General features: G+C 61.0%; 20 protein-coding genes. 7 read left to right on the top strand and 13 right to left on the bottom strand.

Annotation, left to right across the window (positions count from 1 at the left end; all coding sequences use genetic code 11):
- Nucleotides 1–65: 65 nt before the first annotated feature.
- Nucleotides 66–1175: an ABC transporter ATP-binding protein gene (locus tag A9971_RS23000; protein WP_011063118.1), complete on the bottom strand. Its 1110-nt coding sequence runs from the start codon at nt 1173–1175 to the stop codon at nt 66–68.
- Nucleotides 1172–2092 (bottom strand): ornithine carbamoyltransferase, encoded by a 921-nt coding sequence (gene argF, locus A9971_RS22995; RefSeq protein ID WP_019096003.1) that lies wholly within the window; start codon nt 2090–2092, stop codon nt 1172–1174. The genes A9971_RS23000 and argF overlap by 4 nt, the downstream gene beginning before the upstream one ends.
- A 415-nt stretch (nt 2093–2507) precedes the next feature.
- Here argF and A9971_RS22990 point away from each other — a divergent pair, with 415 nt between their 5' ends.
- The 3 genes from A9971_RS22990 to grxD all read left to right on the top strand — a co-directional run bounded on the left by A9971_RS22990 (nt 2508) and on the right by grxD (nt 5477).
- A complete protein-coding gene (locus A9971_RS22990; RefSeq protein WP_183000033.1) occupies nt 2508–2798 on the top strand; it encodes a hypothetical protein in 291 nt (96 codons plus the stop codon).
- 135 nt (nt 2799–2933) lie between these two features.
- Entirely contained in the window at nt 2934–5042 is a 2109-nt protein-coding gene (locus tag A9971_RS22985) for a molybdopterin oxidoreductase family protein (protein ID WP_183000032.1), read from the top strand.
- 96 nt (nt 5043–5138) lie between these two features.
- Nucleotides 5139–5477, top strand: a complete 339-nt coding sequence (grxD, locus tag A9971_RS22980) for a Grx4 family monothiol glutaredoxin (RefSeq protein ID WP_011063114.1) — start codon at nt 5139–5141, stop codon at nt 5475–5477.
- A gap of 176 nt (nt 5478–5653) precedes the next feature.
- On the opposite strand, the gene bfr is transcribed toward grxD, so the two are convergent.
- Both bfr and A9971_RS22970 read right to left on the bottom strand, forming a co-directional pair.
- Nucleotides 5654–6127 (bottom strand): bacterioferritin, encoded by a 474-nt coding sequence (gene bfr, locus A9971_RS22975; RefSeq protein ID WP_011063113.1) that lies wholly within the window; start codon nt 6125–6127, stop codon nt 5654–5656.
- A 212-nt stretch (nt 6128–6339) separates the two neighbouring features.
- Nucleotides 6340–6558 (bottom strand): bacterioferritin-associated ferredoxin, encoded by a 219-nt coding sequence (locus tag A9971_RS22970; RefSeq protein ID WP_011063112.1) that lies wholly within the window; start codon nt 6556–6558, stop codon nt 6340–6342.
- Nucleotides 6559–6882: 324 nt separating this feature from the next.
- Between A9971_RS22970 and A9971_RS22965 the strand changes: the two genes are divergently transcribed.
- A complete protein-coding gene (locus A9971_RS22965; protein ID WP_011063111.1) occupies nt 6883–7485 on the top strand; it encodes a peroxiredoxin in 603 nt (200 codons plus the stop codon).
- A 70-nt stretch (nt 7486–7555) separates the two neighbouring features.
- On the opposite strand, the gene rnt is transcribed toward A9971_RS22965, so the two are convergent.
- Complete coding sequence (gene rnt / locus A9971_RS22960; RefSeq protein ID WP_183000031.1) at nt 7556–8227, bottom strand: ribonuclease T; 672 nt, start codon at nt 8225–8227, stop codon at nt 7556–7558.
- Nucleotides 8224–9270, bottom strand: a complete 1047-nt coding sequence (gene pyrC, locus A9971_RS22955; protein WP_011063109.1) for a dihydroorotase — start codon at nt 9268–9270, stop codon at nt 8224–8226. The genes rnt and pyrC overlap by 4 nt, the downstream gene beginning before the upstream one ends.
- A 156-nt stretch (nt 9271–9426) precedes the next feature.
- Here pyrC and A9971_RS22950 point away from each other — a divergent pair, with 156 nt between their 5' ends.
- The 3 genes from A9971_RS22950 (at nt 9427) to A9971_RS22940 (ending at nt 12701) form a co-directional block, all read left to right on the top strand.
- On the top strand, nt 9427–10341 hold the full coding sequence (locus A9971_RS22950; RefSeq protein ID WP_011063108.1) for an OmpA family protein: 915 nt from the start codon (nt 9427–9429) through the stop codon (nt 10339–10341).
- 129 nt (nt 10342–10470) lie between these two features.
- Nucleotides 10471–11688 carry an argininosuccinate synthase gene (locus tag A9971_RS22945; RefSeq protein WP_011063107.1) on the top strand — a complete coding sequence of 406 codons (1218 nt, stop codon included), beginning with the start codon at nt 10471–10473 and terminating at the stop codon, nt 11686–11688.
- A gap of 386 nt (nt 11689–12074) precedes the next feature.
- Nucleotides 12075–12701 carry a response regulator transcription factor gene (locus A9971_RS22940; protein WP_011063106.1) on the top strand — a complete coding sequence of 209 codons (627 nt, stop codon included), beginning with the start codon at nt 12075–12077 and terminating at the stop codon, nt 12699–12701.
- Nucleotides 12702–12848: 147 nt separating this feature from the next.
- On the opposite strand, the gene A9971_RS22935 is transcribed toward A9971_RS22940, so the two are convergent.
- From A9971_RS22935 to A9971_RS22905, 7 genes are all read right to left on the bottom strand, one after another.
- Entirely contained in the window at nt 12849–13028 is a 180-nt protein-coding gene (locus A9971_RS22935) for a PA3496 family putative envelope integrity protein (protein ID WP_011063105.1), read from the bottom strand.
- A gap of 107 nt (nt 13029–13135) precedes the next feature.
- The gene (nth, locus tag A9971_RS22930) at nt 13136–13774 is read right to left on the bottom strand and encodes an endonuclease III (protein ID WP_015636814.1); all 639 of its coding nucleotides are present in this window, start codon (nt 13772–13774) and stop codon (nt 13136–13138) included.
- Between the two features lie 7 nt (nt 13775–13781).
- Nucleotides 13782–14378: an Rnf-Nqr domain containing protein gene (locus tag A9971_RS22925; protein WP_183000030.1), complete on the bottom strand. Its 597-nt coding sequence runs from the start codon at nt 14376–14378 to the stop codon at nt 13782–13784.
- Complete coding sequence (locus A9971_RS22920; RefSeq protein ID WP_125062121.1) at nt 14371–14982, bottom strand: RnfABCDGE type electron transport complex subunit G; 612 nt, start codon at nt 14980–14982, stop codon at nt 14371–14373. Before A9971_RS22920 ends, A9971_RS22925 begins: the two co-directional genes overlap by 8 nt.
- Entirely contained in the window at nt 14979–15971 is a 993-nt protein-coding gene (locus A9971_RS22915) for an RnfABCDGE type electron transport complex subunit D (protein ID WP_183000029.1), read from the bottom strand. The genes A9971_RS22920 and A9971_RS22915 overlap by 4 nt, the downstream gene beginning before the upstream one ends.
- A complete protein-coding gene (locus tag A9971_RS22910; protein ID WP_183000028.1) occupies nt 15958–17163 on the bottom strand; it encodes an RnfABCDGE type electron transport complex subunit B in 1206 nt (401 codons plus the stop codon). Before A9971_RS22910 ends, A9971_RS22915 begins: the two co-directional genes overlap by 14 nt.
- Nucleotides 17160–17741: an Rnf-Nqr domain containing protein gene (locus A9971_RS22905; RefSeq protein ID WP_183000092.1), complete on the bottom strand. Its 582-nt coding sequence runs from the start codon at nt 17739–17741 to the stop codon at nt 17160–17162. Before A9971_RS22905 ends, A9971_RS22910 begins: the two co-directional genes overlap by 4 nt.
- Between the last annotated feature and the right edge of the window lie 53 nt (nt 17742–17794).

Below are 17794 nucleotides of genomic sequence, written 5' to 3'. Positions count from 1 at the left end.
GTTTCGCCGGCAAGCCGGCTCCTACAGTGGGCTGTCGTAGGAGCTGGCTTGCCAGCGAAGACGGCTCAATGCGCGCTGCTGTAGCGGCGCACCCCTGAGTCGCTTTGCGGGATCTGCGCTGCGGTACTGCCCGAGGCCTGGAACAGCACCAGGTGTTCCGCCGCGACCCGGATACCCACGTCGGCGCCGACCTGATGATCGGCGTGGCTCGGAAAGATCGATTCCAGCTGGCTGCCGGTGGGCAGTTGCAGGCGATACAGGGTCGAGGCGCCGAGGAACGTCTTGCCCACGACGCGGGCTTTCAAGGCGCTGTCGGGGGCGTGGACGATGTCGTCCGGACGCAACAGCACATCCACCGCACCGCCGGTTGGCCAGGTGTAGGCACGGTTGCCCTGCAGCAAGCCGAGTTCGGTCTGTACCGATTCCGGGCTGCTCAACTGGCCGCGAATGAAGTAGCCCTGACCGATGAAGCTGGCGACGAAGGGCGTCTGGGGTTCGTGGTAGAGGTTGTACGGTGTGTCCCACTGTTCCAGGCGGCCTTCCTTGAATACCCCTACCTGATCGCTCACGGCAAAGGCTTCCTCCTGGTCGTGAGTGACCAGGATCGCACTGGTGCCACGGGCCTTGAGGATGTCACGCACCTCGTGGCTGAGCTTGCGTCGCAGTTCGCCGTCGAGGTTGGAGAAGGGCTCGTCCAGCAACAGCAGTTGTGGTTCGGGAGCCAGGGCACGAGCCAGGGCCACCCGTTGTTGCTGGCCACCGGACAGTTCGTGGGGGAAGCGCTGGCCGAGGCTCTTCAGGTTCACCAGCTCCAGCAGTTCGGCCACCACCCGCTCTTTCTGCGGGTGTTTGCGAATGCCGAAGGCAATGTTGTCGGCCACGCTCAGGTGCGGGAACAGGGCGTAGTCCTGGAACACCATGCCGATCCGGCGTTTCTCCGGCGCCAGGGTGAAACCGGCGCTGGAGATGGTCTCGCCCGCCAGCTGGATTTCCCCCTCATGCACCGGCTCGAACCCGGCGATGGCGCGCAGGGTGGTGGTCTTGCCGCAGCCGGATGAGCCCAGCAGGCAGCCGATATCCCCTGCATTGAGGTGCAGGTTGAGGTTCTGCACCACGCGTTGGTCCTGGTAGCCGCAAGCGAGGTTGCGCAGGTTCAGTAGCAAGGGCTGGCTCATGCGTGGTGGTACGCCGGCTCGACGAGGAATTCGAGCAGGGCCTTTTGTGCGTGGAGGCGGTTTTCCGCCTGGTCCCAGGCCACCGAACGCGGGTCGTCCAGCAGGTCGAGGCTGATTTCTTCACCGCGGTGGGCGGGCAGGCAATGCATGAACAGAACGTCCTCGGCGGCCAGGTCCAGCAGTGCACGGTTGACCTGGAAGGGAGCGAACAGTTGCAGGCGCTTGGCGGTCTCCTCTTCCTGGCCCATGGAGGTCCAGACATCGGTGCTCACCAGGTGGGCGCCACGCACGGCTTCGCGAGGATCACGAACGATGGTCACGCGGTCGCCGGCCTGGGCTACGAAATCCGCGTTGGGCTCGTACCCTTCGGGGCAAGCGATGCGCAGTTGGAAGTCGAACTGGATGGCCGCTTCTATATAGCTGTTGCACATGTTGTTGCCGTCGCCGATCCAGGCCACGGTCTTGCCCTGGATCGAGCCGCGATGCTCGAGGAACGTCTGCATGTCAGCCAGCAGTTGGCAGGGGTGCAGGTCATCGGACAGGCCGTTGATCACCGGTACGCGGGAGTTGGCCGCAAACTCGGTCAGGGTGCTGTGGGCAAAGGTGCGGATCATCACGGCATCGAGCATGCGCGACATGACGATGGCGCAGTCGCCGATGGGCTCGCCGCGCCCCAGTTGAGTGTCCCGTGGCGAAAGGAAGATGGCCTGGCCGCCCAGTTGGATCATGCCGGCTTCGAAGGACAGTCGGGTTCGGGTCGACGACTTCTCGAAAATCATGCCAAGCACACGATTTTTCAAGGGCTCGAAGAGTACGCCGCGGTTACGCAGGTCCTTCAGCTCGATGCCTCGACGAATCACACTGACCAGCTCTTCGGGCGTGCAATCCATCAGGGAGAGAAAGTGCCTTGCGCTCATCATTAACTACCTTTTTGCAACGGACCGCAGATTCTCAAAGCCTTGTTTAGTCGAACAACGGGCTGGACCTGCGGCGAAAGCCGCACGGGGCGACGAAATAGGGGAAGGCGCGATCTTATAATTAAATGTCGCGTCTTACCAATAGTAGTGCTACGGCGATTATGGGCATGAGAGGCCAGGACGCGAATGCGCTGGCACTTTTGAGACCAGTTTCCAGACAGCAGCCGGGCATTTGTACACTGCCCCGGCGCGCCTTGGCAATCGAGCGCGGCGCGGGTGATGCCCATGCAGTCGTTTTCTGACCTGGAGGGCGGGGGCTGCGTCCCGGATAATCCGCGGGCTGGCAGCCTGAAACATTTCCTAATGCAAAGTGCTGAGGTTATAAAGGCGAATCAGTGGCAGGGACGGGTGAACGATGGAATCCAGGGAGCAACAACTGATGACGCTCTTGGGGCTCACGGCCCGGGCACTCACCGACATGACAGCTTCGGTGACGGCGTTTTCCTTCGAGCTGCTGCGCAGTGAAGATCCGGTGACCCGAGCGGCCGCGCGCAAGATGATCGACCGGATGATGAGCCTCAGTGCAGGCCTGGACGAGCATTGGCGATTGCTCGCACAACTCTCGGGTGGCTATGGAGAGCGGGAGGCCGTGGATGCAGCCACCCACGTCTCAGCGGATGGGCCGCCACGGTTGCCCTCCAACTGAAGGCGCCGATCATGGCCGGGGCTGATGGCCGTGAATTCATGGGACGAACGTCACTGGTGTCCTGTCAGGGGAGCGCCCATAGTTTTTGCTTCCGGCAAGCGAATACGCTGTGCTCTCAAACAATAGAGACTGGCCATGACCAAGACTCTCCATCACCGTGCCTGCCACCTGTGTGAGGCCATTTGTGGCCTGACCCTGGAAATCACCGAAGAAGACGGCAGTGCTCCGCGCATCAGCTCGATCAAGGGCGACCCTCAGGACAGTTTCAGCCGCGGTCATATCTGCCCCAAGGCCGTGGCCTTGCAGGATATCCAGAATGACCCGGACCGCCTGCGCCAGCCGGTGCGCCGGGTTGGCAATGAGTGGCAACCGATCGAATGGGACGAGGCCTTTGCCCTGGTGGCCGAGCGGCTGGCGAGCATTCAGCAGCGTCATGGCAACAACGCGGTGGCGACCTACCAGGGCAACCCCAGCGCGCACAACTATGGGCTGATGACCCACAGCAACTACTTTCTCGGCCAGCTCAAGACGCGCAATCGCTTCTCGGCCACCTCGGTCGACCAATTGCCTCAGCACCTGACCAGCTACCTGATGTATGGCCACGGCTTGCTGTTGCCGATTCCGGATATCGATCACACCGATTTCATGTTGATTCTTGGCGGCAATCCCCTGGCGTCCAACGGCAGCATCATGACCGTTCCGGATGTGGAAAAGCGCCTGAAAGCGATCCAGGCCCGTGGCGGCAAGGTAGTGGTGGTCGATCCGCGGCGCAGCGAAACCGCGGCCATGGCCGACCAGCATCTGTTTGTCCGCCCAGGGGGCGATGTCGCGCTGCTGTTTGGCCTGCTCAACAGCATCTTCGAAGAGGGGCCGACCCGCGACAGTCACTTGCAGGTGGATGGGCTGGCCGAGGTGCGCCAGGCCATATCCCGGTTCACGGCGGAGGCCATGAGCCCCCTGTGCGCCATTGCGGCGCCACAGATCCGCCAACTGGCCAGGGATTTCGCCTCGGCCGACAGAGCGGTCTGCTACGGGCGCATGGGCGTCTCGACCCAGGCCTTCGGCACGCTGTGCCATTGGTTGCTGCAATTGCTCAACCTGGTCACCGGTAACCTCGACCGCGTGGGTGGCGCCTTGTGTACCAGCCCCGCGGTGGATCTGGTAGCGGCGACTTCTGGCGGCCACTTCAATGCCTGGCAGAGCCGGGTTTCCGGGCTTCCGGAATACGGCGGCGAGTTGCCGGTGTCGGCCCTGGCAGAAGAGATGCTCACCGAAGGGGAGGGGCAGGTACGGGCGCTGATCACGGTGGCGGGCAACCCGGTGCTGTCCACGCCCAATGGCCGGCAGCTGGAGCAGGCGCTGGATGGCTTGGAGTTCATGCTCAGCATCGACCTGTACATCAACGAAACCACCCGCTATGCCGACTTGATCCTGCCGTCCACCTCGGCCCTGGAAAATGATCACTACGACACCACGTTCAATCTATTCGCGGTGCGCAACGTCAGCCGTTTCAACCGGGCGATCCTGCCCAAGCCCGAAGGTGCACTGCACGACTGGGAGATCTTCGTCGGCCTGGCCAAGGCCTTTGCCGAGCGCACCGAAAGCTCGCTCAAGCCGACTATCGCGCCGGCGCAAATGATTGATATGGGGCTGCGTGCCGGGCCTTATGGCGACGCCTCGCCGTTCAAGCTGTCATTGGCGACGCTGGCCGAGCATCCCCATGGCATCGATCTGGGGCCGCTGCAGCCGAATCTGGCCGAGCGTCTGAAAACCGAAAACCGGCGGGTCCAGGCTGCGCCGCCGGCGATCATGGCCGACCTGGAGCGCTTTGCTGCCCTGAAGGCGCCGCAGGAGGGGGAACTGTTGTTGATCGGCCGCAGGCATGTGCGCAGCAACAACTCCTGGATGCACAACTATCACCGCCTGGTGAAGGGCAAGCCTCGTCACCAACTGCTGATGCATCCGCAGGATCTGGCTCACCGGGGTTTGCAGGACGGTCAACGGGTACGCATCAGTTCACGGGTCGGCGCGGTGGAAGTCGAAGTGCTGGCCAGCGCCGAGATGATGCCGGGGGTTGTGAGCCTGCCCCATGGCTGGGGGCATGGGCGTCCGGGCGTGCAGATGAACATAGCCACGGAGCAGCCGGGTTGCAGCGCCAATGACCTGACCGACGAGCGCCAGCTCGATGTGCTGTCGGGAAATGCAGCGTTGAACGGGGTGCCGGTCAGGGTGCAGGCGGCCTGAGATGTCTGTCGGAGAGGCCGAGCAGGGTGCTCAGGATTCCGTTACAATGCGCCACCGTGCCGACAACAGAGTCGGAAAGTTCAGCCGAGGTGTTCCATGGATATCATCGAAACTATTAAAGAGCAGATTGCCAACAACACCATTCTGCTTTACATGAAAGGCTCGCCGAATGCCCCGCAGTGCGGCTTCTCTGCCAAAGCCGCTCAGGCCGTAATGGGCTGTGGTGAGAAGTTCGCTTACGTGGACATCCTGCAGAACCCGGAAATTCGCGCCAACCTGCCCAAGTACGCCAATTGGCCAACCTTCCCACAACTGTGGGTGGCCGGTGAGCTGGTCGGCGGCAGCGACATCATGGCTGAAATGTTCGCCAACGGTGAATTGCAGAGCCTGATCAAGGCCGCTGCCGAAAAAGCCGCTGCCAAGACCGAAGCGTAAAAGCGCGCCTGCTCGCGAGGGTTTCCGGGAATCGACATGCTACTCGTGTGATTCTCGGAAACTTGCGGCAAGCACTCTGCTTCGGTTTGTTACGCGAACATATCCGCGTAATAAAAAAAGCCCCGCTCTCATAAGAGAAGCGGGGCTTTTTTATTCTTCGGGTATTACGAGTTGAGTTACTCGTCACCCATTTGCGATTGCAGATAGTTCTCGATACCCACTTTATCGATCAGGCCCAATTGGGTTTCCAGCCAGTCGATATGCTCTTCTTCGGATTCCAGAATATCTTCCAGCAGTTCACGGCTGCCGAAGTCACCAACCGATTCGCAATGGGCGATCGCGGCCTTGAGGTCGGCATGGCCGGTGCGCTCGATACGCAGGTCGCATTCGAGCATTTCCTTGGTGTGCTCACCGATATGCAACTTGCCCAGGTCCTGGACGTTGGGCAGGCCTTCGAGGAAGAGGATGCGCTTGATCAGCTTGTCCGCATGCTTCATCTCGTCGATGGACTCGTGGTACTCGTGCTTGCCCAGCTTGTTCAGGCCCCAATCTTCATACATGCGCGCATGCAGGAAGTACTGATTGATCGCGACCAGTTCATTGGCAAGGATTTTATTGAGATGCTGGATGACTGTAATGTCGCCTTTCATGATGGGGTCCTGCCCTGTATTTAGTGGAACGTGGGCAGAGTCTGAGCTGCATGAACATTACTGTCAAACCTAAGTTATTGAATAATATATGAAAATTAATCGGAATAAGAATGTTTGTGTTCCGCGTTTTGTCTCTAAGCGATTGAATTACAGGCATAAAAAAACCGGACGCCAGGTCCGGTTGTTTGTAACGCCGCTAATTATTGATTAAATCAGGCGACATTAAATTCCACAGGGTAGGGGATTGCCGCTTGGCTGCTCTGCAATTCGGTCAGGGTTTCGCGAACCACTTGCTTGGCCAGGCAGGCACATTTGCCGCACTGGCTGGCAACGCCGGTGGCCTGGCGTACTTCGCGGTAGCTGCAGCAACCTTCGTAGATCGCTTCGCGAATTTGTCCGTCGGTGACACCGGTGCAGAGGCAGACATACATAAGATGAGAACCGTCGCTGGTTAGGGCTCAATTGCGATGGATCTTAATGTTAACGAGAATGATTGTCAAAGTTGTTTCGACGCCCTTTGTTGCTGATTCTTGCTTGAGTGACGAACGGCTTTTCTTGGCATTAATGACAGATCATTCGCATTTTTCGCGTTGGAGGCCGGCCAGAGGAAAAACCACTAAGGACAGCCTAAAAACGCCGTGTATGATGGTCGGTCCTTGCGAAGAGGGCGCACGTCACGGGGCTGTCGTATCAGCATGGCAGGCTCGGGGCCAACCCTTCTTCTTCATTACTACGTCCACACCAGGAGATATCCAATGAGCGTACTCGTAGGCAAACAAGCCCCTGACTTCACCGTTCCGGCCGTTCTCGGCAATGGCGAAATCGTCGACAGCTTCACCCTGTCCTCGGCCATCAAAGGCAAATACGGCCTGGTGTTCTTCTACCCACTGGACTTCACCTTCGTGTGCCCGTCCGAGCTGATCGCTCTGGACCACCGCATGGCCGACTTCAAGGCACGCAACGTTGAAGTGATCGCTGTGTCCATCGACTCGCACTTCACTCACAACGCCTGGCGTAACACCCCGATCAATGCCGGCGGCATCGGTCAGGTTCAATACATCATGGCTGCTGACATGAAGCACGAAATCGCCAAGGCCTACGACGTTGAGTCCGAAGGCGGCGTGGCTTTCCGTGGCGCGTTCCTGATCGACGACAAAGGCGTTGTCCGCTCGCAGATCGTCAACGACCTGCCACTGGGCCGCAACATGGAAGAGCTGATCCGTCTGGTCGACGCTCTGCAGTTCCACGAAGAGCACGGCGAAGTCTGCCCTGCCAACTGGAAGAAAGGCGACAAGGGCATGACCGCTTCGCCAGAAGGCGTTGCTGCTTACCTGAGCGAGAACGCCGGCAAGCTGTAAGGCTTGGCGTCACGCATAAAAAAACCGGCCTTAGGGCCGGTTTTTTTATGGGGCAAAGGAAAGCGACTATTCAGTCGTCGAAATCCTGCCAGCCGCCCATCTGTTTCCAGCGGTTGACGATGCCGCAGAACAGCTCGGCGGTCTTCTCGGTGTCGTAGCGAGCCGAGTGGGCCTCGCGACCGTCGAAGTCGATGTCTGCGCTCTGACAGGCCTTGGCCAGCACGGTCTGGCCGTATGCCAGGCCAGCCAGAGTGGCGGTATCGAAGCTGGAGAACGGGTGGAACGGATTGCGCTTCATGTCCAGGCGCGCCACGGCGGCATTCAGGAAGCCCAGGTCGAAGCTGCTGTTGTGGCCTACCAGGATGGCGCGCTTGCAGCCATTGGCCTTCAGCGCCTTGCGCACCCCGCGGAAAATATCGGTGAGGGCGGTTTCTTCGCTCACAGCCATGCGCAGGGGATGGTCAAGCTTGATCCCGGTGAATTCCAGGGCTGCAGCTTCGATGTTCGCGCCTTCGAAAGGCTCGACCCGGAAGAAGTAGGTGTGTTCGGGGAACACGAAGCCTTTTTCGTCCATGCCGATGGTGGTTGCGGCAATTTCCAGCAGGGCGTCGGTGGCCGAGTTGAAGCCACCGGTTTCAACATCGACGACTACCGGCAGGTAACCGCGAAAGCGTGCCGCCATCGGATGGTGAGGACCGCCGCTGCTACCTTCTTGTTCGTCGTCGAAATGGTCGTCACTCACGAGTGATCCTCCAGCAGGCGCCAGCGCAGTTTTTCACCGGCGCGCAGCGGAATGACAGTCAGCTCGCCAAACGGCAGGCTGGCAGGAGCGGTCCATTCTTCACGGACCAGGGTGATGCTGTCGGTGTTGGCCGGCAGGCCGTAGAAGCGCGGGCCGTTGAGGCTGGCGAAAGCTTCCAGCTGATCCAGGGCGTTGCGTTGTTCGAACGCTTCGGCGTACAGCTCGATGGCGGCGTAGGCGCTGTAGCAGCCGGCGCAACCGCAAGCGGCTTCCTTGGCGTGCTGGGCGTGAGGTGCCGAGTCGGTGCCGAGGAAGAACTTCGCGTTGCCGCTGGTGGCCGCATCCAGCAGGGCTTCCTGGTGGGTGTTGCGCTTGAGGATCGGCAGGCAATAGAAGTGCGGACGAATACCGCCCACCAGCATGTGGTTGCGGTTGTACAGCAGGTGATGCGCAGTGATGGTGGCGCCGACGTTAGCCGAAGCCTCCTTGACGAACTGCACGGCTTCAGCGGTGGTGATGTGTTCGAACACCACTTTCAGGCTGGGGAAGCGTTCAACCACACGCCGCATGTGCTCGTCGATGAAGATTTTCTCGCGGTCGAAGACGTCGACGTCGCCGCGGGTTACCTCGCCGTGGATCAACAGCGGCAGGCCGACTTCGGCCATGGCTTCAAGCACCGGGAAAATCTTGTCGATGCTGGTCACGCCCGAATCCGAGTTGGTGGTCGCGCCGGCCGGGTACAGCTTGGCGGCGTGGACGAAACCGCAGGCCTTGGCCGCGCGGATTTCCTCCGGCTGGGTACGGTCGGTCAGGTAGAGCACCATCAGTGGCTCGAAGCGGCTGCCGGCCGGGCGCGCAGCTAGAATGCGCTGGCGATAGGCGTCGGCTTCCGCGGCGTTGCGCACCGGAGGTACCAGGTTGGGCATGATGATGGCGCGGCCAAAGGTGCGCGCGACATCTGCGACTGTATTGGGCAACACGGCCCCATCGCGAAGATGAATATGCCAGTCGTCGGGACGCAGCAGGGTCAGGCGGTCGGACATTGGAGGTTCCAGGCGGGTAAAACTCGGGGGAATGCTACCGGAAAAGACTCTTCCAGGCACTCGCTATCAAGTTTTGCGACGAGCAACCGATATCCCGAAGGTATGGCGTATTAACGCCTGTCGATTTTTCTGTTGTACACGTCAGTGGAGCCTCCCGTGCGCCAGCGTTATCTAGCCTTGCTCAGTGTGTTTGCCAGCCTGCCTGCGATGGCTCTCACTTTCCAGACTCGCCTGGAGAGCATTGAGTGGACGGTCGAAGGTGACAAGTTCGAGTGCCGCCTGATCCAACCGGTTACCGATTTCGGTTCCGGCGAATTCGTTCGTCGCGCCGGCGAGCAGGCGATTTTCCGCCTCAAGAGTTTCAACCCCATGCAGGCCGGTGGTTCCGCGACCCTGCTTGCGGCCGCCGCCCCCTGGCAGCCGGGGCGTGGCGACATCAACCTTGGGGCGGTCAAGGCCGGTACCGATGGGGTGCTGTTCAACAGCAACCAGATGCAGGCCGGACGTCTGATCGTCGGTTTGCTGGAGGGGCGCAGCCCGGTGGTCCGGCACTTCTCCCGCGAAGGCGGAGTGTCCGAGGTACGCCTGTTGCCGGTGAAGTTCAGCAAGGCCTACGGCGACTATCAAAGCTGCATGGCCAAGCTGTTGCCGATGAACTATGAACAGGTCAAGCAGGCCGAGATCGGTTTCCCCGGGGGTGGCATCGACCTGGACGCCCGGGCCAAGGCCAAGCTGCAAGTGATGGTGGACTTCATCAAGGCCGACCCCACGGTCAATCATGTCGAATTGGACGGGCACTCTGATAACAGTGGCAACCGCCTGACCAACCGTGACCTGTCGCGCCGTCGTGCGCTGGCGGTCATGGAGTTCTTCAAGGCCAATGGCCTGGCGGAAAACCAGATCGTGGTGCGCTTCCATGGCGAGCGCTATCCCCTGGCCCCCAACACCAATGCGGCCAACCGGGCGAAGAACCGGCGGGTCAATGTGCATCTGGAGCGGGTCGCTCCTGCCGAAAAGCCGGCCCCAGCGCCTCAGGCGGCTTCCGGATCCAGCGCAGCGGCGACTTCCTGATACGGCTGTCGTCGTCGCTCGCTCGACATAATCTGTCGCTTGGTCGTCATAAGCTGTCGCGCCTCTGTAAATTATCCGCGTGGATCGGTAGACTTGGCGGCTTTCCGTACAACCCCGTGGAGTGATGGCATGGCGGACGTTAACAAGGTCGTTCTGGCGTATTCGGGCGGCCTGGACACTTCGGTGATCCTCAAGTGGCTGCAGGATACTTACAACTGTGAAGTAGTGACTTTCACTGCTGACCTGGGCCAAGGCGAAGAGGTCGAGCCGGCCCGCGCCAAGGCGCAAGCCATGGGCGTCAAAGAGATCTACATCGACGATCTGCGCGAAGAGTTCGTGCGTGATTTCGTCTTCCCGATGTTCCGCGCCAACACCGTCTACGAAGGCGAGTACCTGCTGGGTACTTCCATCGCTCGTCCGTTGATCGCCAAGCGCCTGATCGAAATCGCCAACGAAACCGGCGCCGACGCCATTTCCCATGGCGCCACCGGCAAGGGCAACGATCAGGTGCGTTTCGAACTGGGCGCCTACGCCCTCAAGCCGGGTGTGAAGGTGATTGCCCCTTGGCGCGAGTGGGACCTGCTGTCCCGCGAGAAGCTGATGGACTACGCCGAGAAGCACGGGATCCCGATCGAGCGTCACGGCAAGAAGAAATCCCCGTACTCGATGGATGCCAACCTGCTGCACATCTCCTATGAAGGTGGCGTGCTGGAAGACACCTGGACCGAGCACGAAGAAGACATGTGGCGCTGGACTGTCTCCCCGGAGAAGGCCCCAGATACTCCGCAATACCTGGAACTGACCTACCGCAACGGCGATATCGTGGCACTGGACGGCGTCGAGATGACCCCGGCCACCGTGCTGGCGACCCTGAACCGCATTGGTGGCGAACACGGTATCGGTCGTCTGGACATCGTCGAGAACCGTTACGTGGGCATGAAGTCCCGCGGCTGCTACGAGACACCTGGCGGCACCATCATGCTGCGTGCCCACCGCGCCATCGAGTCCATCACCCTGGACCGCGAAGTGGCTCACCTCAAAGACGAGCTGATGCCCAAGTACGCCAGCCTGATCTACACCGGCTACTGGTGGAGCCCTGAGCGTCTGATGCTGCAACAGATGATCGACGCCTCCCAGGCCCACGTGAATGGCGTGGTACGCCTGAAGCTGTACAAGGGCAACGTGATCGTGACCGGTCGCAAGTCTGACGAATCGCTGTTCGACGCCAACATCGCTACCTTCGAAGAGGACGGCGGTGCCTACAACCAGGCGGACGCAGCTGGCTTCATCAAGCTCAACGCCCTGCGCATGCGCATTGCCGCGAACAAGGGTCGAACCCTGGTCTGATGCTTTGAATGGTTGAGGAAAGCCCCGCGATAAGCGGGGCTTTTTTTTGCCCTGGATAATTGCAGTGAGCGTCGGGGCCTAATTCAGATCAGCAAATGTCTGTTGGGCAAGGTAAGCCACTTCTTGATGGGCGAAGTACCAAGTACCGCTACCGAGAGTGCTTGTAGGTTGGAGTTTTATTAGTACGAAAAGTAGCTGATTTGACGATTGATCCTAGGCGGTTTGGATATTGAACCACTTTTATCTAGGTCGTTTTGTAAGGCAATTCGGTATTGTTTGTAAGGATCGTCCTCGTAAGGTCGTAGCCCTCTGTAGCACGGTGTCAGAGTCAATTCTCTGGGGTATTGTGCGGGCTCTAAAAAAACTCTCAGGACTGAGATGGACCTATGAAAAGAGTATTGATCGTGGATGATCACCCTGTTGTCCGTTTGGCTGTGCGCATGTTGATGGAGCGCCATGGCCTTGAAGTAGTAGCGGAAGCAGATAACGGCACGGATGCATTGAAGTTGGCTCTTGAATATGTTCCAGACATCTTGATTCTGGATATTGGAATTCCGCAACTTGATGGGCTCGAAGTTATAAACCGGCTGATGTCCAGAGGTATGTCGATCAAGATTCTGGTATTGACCCTGCAAGTTCCTGGGCCTTTCTCCATGCGCTGCATGCAGGCCGGTGCTGCCGGTTATGTGTGCAAGCAGCAGGACATCACCGAGCTGTTGAGTGCCGTGCGTGCGGTGCTTGCGGGATACAGCTACTTCCCCAACGAGGCCTTGCACACCTTTCGCTCAAGCCAGGGCATCAGCAGTGAGCAGCAGATGATCGAGCTGCTTTCAGGGCGCGAATTGATCGTATTGAAACAACTCACCAACGGCATGAGTAACAAGGAAATTGCCGAGGGATTGTGCTTGAGCAACAAGACCATCAGCACCTACAAGCGCCGGCTGCTGGCTAAGCTCAATGCTCGTTCACTGGTTGATCTGATCGAGTTCGCTCAACGGCATCGGTTGATATGAGCCTTTAGAGCACGTGCGCATTGAGACGGTGTTGCTGGATGGGCTCGCTTGAGTGCCGATGCAGCCGGTCAGTCGGGGAGGCTGACCGGCCAGATTTGCGGCTGGGCACAGGTACAAAAAAACCTCCATGGGGAGGTTCTTTTGTGACTAGAGGTCAAAGTCGTAATCGGCCAACTGTTTTTGCAGGCGCCGTTCCTCGAGGAGATTGTCGATGGTCCGGCGCTTGCTCAGATTGGTTTTCGCCACTTCGACCACCGGTTCTGCGTCATCTGTTTCAGCTGCGACGAAATCGTCTTCTACGTCCAGTTGTTCTTTGCCAGTACTCATAAGGTCGACTCCAGGCTAGGACTGCCATTGGCGCTCCTTATATCGATATTCTCCTGGCGGGTAAAAAAGATTTTTTCAATCGATCTATCGGCAAAATCAATGCTTGCTCAATCGTCGGAAGTCTTTTGCTTGTATTCGCACAGGTCTTCGATTCGACAGCTGCCACAGCGTGGCTTGCGTGCCAGGCAAACGTAGCGGCCGTGGAGGATCAGCCAGTGATGGGAGTCCAGCAGAAACTCCTTGGGCACGAACTTCATGAGTTTCTTTTCGACCTCGACCACGTTCTTTCCCGGGGCCAGCCCGGTTCGGTTGCTGACCCGGAAGATATGGGTGTCCACCGCCATGGTCAGTTGCCGGAAAGCGGTGTTGAGGACCACGTTGGCGGTCTTGCGGCCCACCCCGGGCAGAGCCTCCAGCTCTTCCCGGGTCTGTGGCACTTCGCTGTTATGGCGTTCCACCAGCAGGCGGCAGGTCTCGATGACGTTCTTGGCCTTGCTGTTGTACAGGCCGATGGTCTTGATGTATTCGGACAGGCCTTCGACACCCAGGGCGTAGATTGCCGCTGGGGTATTGGCTACGGGGAAGAGCCTGGCAGTCGCCTTGTTGACCCCGACGTCGGTCGATTGCGCCGAGAGAATCACCGCGATCAGCAGCTCGAACGGCGAGGAATAGGCCAGCTCGGTTTTCGGTTCGGGGTTGTCTTCGTGTAGCCGGCGAAAGATTTCCAGGCGTTTGGCGGCATTCATGGGTGATTCATTTCCTCGAAGGCGGTCGGTTTAAGGTCCAGGAGCCGGCCCAGGCTCGTTTTGCGGCCAGCAGCGCACCCAGCAGGATAAAACCGCCGGGGGCGAGGGTCAGCAGGCGTAGCCCCCCATGTGGCAGCACGACCCAGCCGCTGCCTGCATCCGGCTGGCCGACAAGCCAGCCCAGATGGCTGCCCAGCGTACCAGCGCCCAGCAGCTCGCGCAGGGCACCCAGGCCGATCAGGGTCACACAGAAAGCGCCGGCCAGGCGCAGTCGGTTGCGGTGCTGGAAGAAACCCGCCTGTTCCAGTACCACGCATTGCAGGGGCAGCAGGCCCAGGTACAGGCTCAATTGCTGGTGCAGCTCATAACTCCAGGCCTGCAGCGCCAGCCACAGGCAACTGCCGAGGCTGGCGCTGAGCAGCAGGCTGGCCAGCCAGTGGTGGCGGGCCTCGATGGGCGGACGCAGCAAGCGCATGCCGGCGCCGTAGAGGCCGATCAGCAATACCCAGGCCAGGGTCAGGCCGATTGCCTTGACCCAGGAGTCCGTAGCCCCGATCAGGGGTGGCAGCATCAGCAGCCCCGGCAATGACAGCGGCTTATTCATGAGGCGTTCCAGGGAGCAGTTGTCCGCGGTGTTCGTCGAAGTAGCGCAAGGCATCATGCAAGGCACTGATCACCGCACGGGAAGTGATGGTGGCGCCGGCAATCTGATCGAACTGCCCGTTGTCCTTTTTCAAGGCCCAGGCGCTGTCGCCCGGATCATTGCGGGATTTTCCTGAAAACCCCTGGAGCCAGGCATTGGGCCAGCTGGCAATATGTGCTCCCAGCCCTGGAGTCTCATCCTGCCGGAGGGTCTTGCTGCCCAGCAGGCGCCCCTGGCTGTCGATAGCGATCAGCAACTCGATGGGGCCGGCGTAGCCTGTGACCTGGCTGCGCAGCAGCACGGCGCTGGGCCGGCCATTGCGGGTGGCCAGGTAGCCATCGAGCAGGCGACTGTTGCTCAGTTGCCCATCGGCCAAGGGCAATGGCTGGTCCAGGGGCTGGTTGTCATAGCTGCCGGCGGGCAGCACATCCAACAGCTTGCGTGCCTGCAAGGCCCGTTGTTCGGCTTCTATGCGTGGAGTGGCGGCATATTGCAGCCACAGGGTGGCACCGATGCCCAGGGAGCCGAGCAGCATCAGCAGCAACAGGCTGCGAGCCCCTTTCATGAGGGGCGCTCCAGCGGTTTTTCGGAGCTCAGGCGCTCCAGGGCCGGTACCGCCAGGTTCATCAGCAGCACGGCGAATGCGAGCCCGTCGGGGTAGCCACCCCAGGTGCGGATCAGGTAGGTGAGCAGGCCAACGCCAACACCAAACAGCAGTCGGGCCTTGGCGGCCTTGGGGCCGGATACCGGCTCGGTGACGATAAAGAACGCGCCGAGCATGCTGGCGCCGCTGAGCAGGTGGAACAGCGGCGAACCGTGGGAGTCGGAGCCGCTGCCGTTCCAGCACAGAAGGCTGATCAGCAGCAGGCTGCCAAGCATGCCCACGGGCGCCTGCCAGCCGATGACCCGCTGTTGCAGCAGAAACAGGCCGCCAGCCAGAAATCCGAGGTTGACCCATTCGGCACCACGGCCGCCGAAGTGACCGAAGGCGGGGTTGCCGGCAAAGAGTTCATCGACGGTCAGGCTCTTGTTGATCCGCAGGCTGTCCAGCGCCGTGGCCTGGGCCCAGGCGTCCGGGGGCGGGTTGCCTCCCAGGCCGAATACCTGCTGCAGCCCGCCGAGCAGGTCCAGGGCATGGGGCGCGGGCCAGTGAGTCATGGCTTGCGGGAAGCACAGCAGGGCCAGTGCATAACCCAGCATGGCCGGGTTGAAGGGGTTCTGGCCGACACCGCCGTACACCTGCTTGCCCAAGAGCACGGCGCTGGCGGCAGCGCTCAGCGGCAGCCACCAGGGGCAATAGGGTGGCAGGGCCAGGGCCAGCAAGGTGGCACTGACCAGCGCACTGCCATCGCTGAGGGCAGGTTGCAGGGGACGCCGCCGCAGGAACAGCACCAAGGCTTCCATGGCCAGGGCCCCACTGGCTGCCAGCAGTAGATTCAGCAGTGGCCCCCAGGCATACAACCACAGCAGTACCAGCAGCCCCGGCAGCGTGGCCAGCAGCACGCGCTGCATGGCCTGGCGCAGGCGCGGGTCGACTGTTTCAGGGCACGTCATGGGCGTTTACCTGGCGCTCGGCTTCGCTCAGGCGGGCTTGGGCCTGGGCCAGTTGTTCGCTGCTGGTATCGGTCTGGCGTTGCAGTTTGCTCAGTTCGGCTCGGGCGTAGGCCAGTTCGGTCTTCAGTTGTCGCAGTTGTGGGGCGATCGGGCGTTTCTCGATCCGCTCCAGTACTGGTGCCGGTTTGCCACTGGCGTCTTCCGCGGCGTGCAGCGCCTGTTCGGCCGCCGCCAGGGCCGCGGCCAGGGTTTGCAGTTCGGCTTCGGGGGCTGCTGCGGCCTGGGCCTTTTTCAGTTCGGCGCGGCGCATCGCCAACTGGATCTTGGCTCGCTTGAGGTCGGCATCCCGGGCCACCGGCGCGGTCGGTGGAGGCGTCTGGGTTTCCAGTTGGGCCAGTGCCTGCTCGGCCACTTCGAACTGGCGCTGCAGGACGACCAACTGCGATTGCTGCTCGAAGGTCGGCGGATGACCGAAGGCCTTGAGGGATTTGTGCAATTGGGCGCGACTCATGGCCAGCTCGATCTTGGCCTTTTTCAAGGCGGCATCGGCCGCCGCGGCTTTCTGCGCGCGGACCCGCTCGATAGCCGACTGAACCGGGTCTTGGCTGGCGTCGCTGGCCTGGGTGGCGCGCTGGGCCCTGGCCTGACGTTCGGCCAGGCGCCGGGCCTCTTCGCGCTGCAAGCGATCATTGCGCTGCTCGAAGCGGCGCCGGGCGTGATCGCGTTTGGCGGCGCGAGCCTGCAACTGCTCGGCGCTGCTGGCCAGGCCGCCGACAATGGGCAGCACTCGGGCCATGGGCAACGGCAGCATGTCGATGCAATCCACCGGGCAGGGCGCCACACAGAGGTCGCAGCCGGTGCATTCGTCGATCAATACGCTGTGCATGAGCTTCGCCGCGCCGACGATGGCGTCCACCGGGCAGGCCTGGATGCACTTGGTGCAGCCGATGCATTCGGCCTCGCGGATATGGGCGATCTGCGCCGGGGCTTCGCCACGGCTGTGGTCCAGTTCTACCACCGGCAGCTGGAGCAGTTGTGCCAGGCCGGCGATGGTTTCCTGGCCCCCTGGCGGACACTTGTTGATGGCCTCGCCACTGGCGATGCCCTGGGCGTAGGGTTTGCATCCGGCGTGGCCGCACTTGCCGCATTGGGTCTGGGGCAGAAGGGCGTCGATGCGTTGAATCAGACTCATGTCTTGGGCAGTCCGTTGAAGCCGAAAAACGCCACTGCCATCAGGCCGGCGCTGATCAGGTCGATCGGCAGGCCTTGCCAGGGCAGGGGAATATCGTTGGTGGAAATACGCTGGCGCAGGTCATTGAACAGGCTCAGTACCAACCAGAAGCCCAGCCCGGCACCCAGGCTCATGGCGCCGAGGGTCGCCAGCCCGAGGTTTTCCCCGCTGGCGATCAACAGCAGGCCGAGCATCCCGGCATTGGCCAGCAACAAGGGCCAGAGGCCATCGAATGGCAAACCGGGCAGGGCCCGGGGCAGCCAGTGTAGCGCCGGCCTGATCAGCAGCACACTCAGGGACAGCCAGGCAAACAGCTGCAAGGACTGCAGCCCCCAGGGCACCAGCACGCCACGATAGAGGACATGGCCGAGTACGCAACTGACCAGCATCAAGACCGTCGTTGCCAGGCCCAGCGCATGGATCCGAAGCCGAGCGCCATCGGCTGGGGCCTGCAGCAGCGGGTCGATGCCCAGCGGCCACTGCAACACGAAGTTGTTGATCAGGGCAGTGCTGACAAGGGCGAGGAGGAAGTCGGTCATGGTCGGGGCCGGTACGGGCAGGCTGTCCTTCAAGAGTAGGCAAACTCCAGCGT

The sequence above is a fragment of the Pseudomonas sp. UME65 genome, assembly GCF_014170225.1.
GTDB lineage: Bacteria > Pseudomonadota > Gammaproteobacteria > Pseudomonadales > Pseudomonadaceae > Aquipseudomonas > Aquipseudomonas protegens.
Note: the sequence above shows the minus strand (reverse complement) of the source record. Positions and strands in the feature narration are given on the sequence as shown.